Origin of the sequence: uncultured Campylobacter sp. (assembly GCF_938045205.1) — a bacterium.
Lineage (GTDB): Bacteria > Campylobacterota > Campylobacteria > Campylobacterales > Campylobacteraceae > Campylobacter_B.
In genome coordinates this window covers 1-2,813 of record NZ_CALIMY010000152.1, presented here as the reverse complement: position 1 = coordinate 2,813, position 2,813 = coordinate 1, and the positions used below count along the sequence as shown (strand labels likewise).

At 51.1% G+C, this 2,813-nt stretch carries 3 protein-coding genes; all 3 read right to left on the bottom strand.

What is annotated here, in order from left to right:
• Positions 1–84: 84 nt before the first annotated feature.
• The 3 genes from Q0198_RS09400 to Q0198_RS09390 all read right to left on the bottom strand — a co-directional run bounded on the left by Q0198_RS09400 (position 85) and on the right by Q0198_RS09390 (position 2,806).
• Positions 85–756, bottom strand: a complete 672-nt coding sequence (locus tag Q0198_RS09400) for a NapC/NirT family cytochrome c (protein WP_297897385.1) — start codon at positions 754–756, stop codon at positions 85–87.
• Positions 753–1,184, bottom strand: coding sequence for a cytochrome c3 family protein (locus Q0198_RS09395; protein WP_005870314.1), 432 nt, complete (start codon positions 1,182–1,184; stop codon positions 753–755). The genes Q0198_RS09400 and Q0198_RS09395 overlap by 4 nt, the downstream gene beginning before the upstream one ends.
• An 80-nt stretch (positions 1,185–1,264) precedes the next feature.
• Entirely contained in the window at positions 1,265–2,806 is a 1,542-nt protein-coding gene (locus Q0198_RS09390; protein WP_297897382.1) for a flavocytochrome c, read from the bottom strand.
• Positions 2,807–2,813: the final 7 nt, after the last annotated feature.

The window sequence follows — 2,813 nt, the reverse complement described above, 5'->3', positions numbered from 1 at the left end:
TAAGCCCTAAATTTGAGCTTTAAATTTAACCCGCGGCGGAGTATGAATTGAAACGCGAATCGAAACGCTTATAATCTCAAAGCGTTATTTTTTCGCGCTAGAAGCGTCCATAAAGGCCTGCTCTTCGGCGCTTGGTTTATACTCATCGCCGAAAAATCCCTTCTTCGCCTTGATCTTTTCCTCCATCATCTTCTTTTCGTAAATTTTATACGTCGGTCGCCAGTACTCTAGGTAGTTGCGAAGCCCGATGCCATGTCCCGCGCTTACGTGGCAGCTCGCGCATTTTAGCTCGCGCTCGGTGCCTAGGAGCTTTTTGTAGTGCGCGTGCATGCGCTGTGCCTGCTCGGAGGTGATTTTGCTGTCTATCACGGTGGCGTGGCAGCTCGTGCAGCCGTTGTCAAACACATAGTGCTCGCGGTTTTCGCGCCTTTTGTTCCAATCAAATTTTTCAGGCTCGTCGAAGAAGTGCGAGTAGCCCTCCAGCACGCCGTTTTTGGCCTTTTGATAGACGTATTTTACAATATTGTCGTGCGGTAGGTGGCAGTCGACGCATTGGGCTTTGATGCCCGTTTTGCCCTTGCCCGAGTGAACGTCCTCTTGATAGGCGATCACCATCGGATCCATCTCGTGGCAGACGTCGCAGAATTTATCGGTGCTCGTTTTCTCGAGCGCGTAATGCACCGGCACGACGACGAAAAACCCTATAATGCCGCTTATTAAGATGATAAGCGCTAGTAATTTTTTAGAAATTCTCATGGTGTCACCCCCATCCATTGCGGCACTTCGTGCTCGTGGCATTCGGTACACATATTCGTAGATGCCTTGTGCTCGTTGTGGCATTCGTCGCAGTATAGCGTAGGACCGTCGTGGACGGAGTTGTGCGGATTGGCCTTGAGCGTATCCATAAATTTAAGCCTCAAAGCGAGCTGCTTTTTGTCGCCGTGGCAGCTGATACAGCCTTTATCGCCGATGCTTTTAAATTTAGACGGATCGCTTCCTTGATTTATGTGGCAATCGACGCAGTCAAACGACAAATGCTCGTGATGAGGTTTGATTTTGTATTTTGCCCGAAGCTCATCTGAAACGACTATGTTCGTGGCGTTGGCGTCATTAGCGCTCGGCGCGCCGAACAAAGTCGCGATGATACAGCACAGAAACAGCGCCGTAAAACTGAAATTTTTCATTTGCAACCTTTTAGAAAACTGCCTTGCCGGGCCCGCTTTCGCTACCGGCAAGGCTTTAAAGAGCTTGCGCTCAGACCAAATTAGGCGATCTGCTCGCCAGCGATCATTCCGAAAACTATGCAGTCGGTTATCGCAACCGTACCGAGTCTGCTCGCGCCGTGCGTACCGCCGGTGATCTCGCCCGCAGCCCAAAGCCCAGGGATCGGCTTATTGGTTTTAGATGATAAGACCTCGGCTTTGGTATTGATTTTTAGGCCGCCCATAGTGTGGTGAGGCTTCGGCGAGAGGCGGATGACGTAGAAAGGTCCCGCTTCGTTGATCTCGCTTAGCGCGCTTTCTTGCTTGCCGAACTCATCTTTTTTGGCTTTAACGCCTTCGTTGTATTTTTTAACGCTCTCTTTTAAGGCATCTGCAGGCACGCCGTATTTACTGGCGATCTCATCTAGGCTCGCGCATTCGCCCACTAGCTTGCCGCTTGCCATGCCTTTAGAAATAACCTCTTCGCTTAGGTCTTTAAACGCCATTTTTGTGTCTGCAAAGGTTATCGGATAGGCTTTCGGATCCTCGCGTAAAATTTTAAACTCCGCATCCGCGCGGGTCTTACGGTCTGCAAGCTCGTTCATAAAGCGCTTGCCCGTGCGAACGTCCACGGCGATGCCGTATTTAAAGGTGCCTTGCTGAGTTAGGATCGGAGCGGTACCGAAGCCTTTCTCATCGGGGCTCGCCCACGGACCGAACTGGATCCAATCGACCTGCACCGGATACGCGCCGATCTCAAAGGCTTTTAGTAGCACGCCCGCGGTAGCTCCCGGATGGTTGGTGCTATCGACATCATCAGGAATGCGCGGGTCTTGAAGCTTGCGGAAAATTTTATCGCGGCAAAATCCGCCCGCTGCGAGTACTACGCCTTTTTTGGCTTTGAGCGTCTTTTTTGTGCCGCTCGTGTTTTCAAGATCGTCGCTGTAAAGATTCGGATCAAATTTATACTCCTCACGGATCACGACGCCCGCTACGCGACCTTCGTCCATTACGAAATCGTCAAATTTGGCGCGGCGGCGAAGCTCGCAGCCTTTGTCTTTTAGTGCTTCAAATTTTTCAAGCATCGGCTGGATGTAGCCCGAGCCGCTATCATTTGTAGTTAGCATCGAGCGCGCGACGCTGTGACCGCCGAAGTGCGCGCAGTGATCCATCTTAAATTGCACGCCGTTATCTACGAGGAATTTAAACGCGTCTAGGCCGCGGTCTGCTAGCGTGCTTAAAAGCTCGGGGTGATTGATGCCAAGTCCTGCTTTTAGACAGTCGTTCATAAATAGCTCTTTACTGTCTTTGATGCCCGTTTTTTCCTGCACTGGGTTCATTGGCACGCTCATACCGCCGCCGTTGATTACGGAGTTTCCGCCGATACGGCCCATCTTTTCGAGGATTAGCACTTTATTGCCTTTTTGCGCGGCTTTTAAGCCCGCCGCAAGCCCTGCAAAACCGCTGCCGATGATGATTACATCCCACTCCTCGTCAAATTTGACGTCCTTTGCGTCTACAGCGCTTGCTTGTGCATTCACCGCGCTAAGTGCGAGTGCACCGGCTCCTACCATACCCATTTTCAGTATGTCGCGTCTCTGCATATTTTGC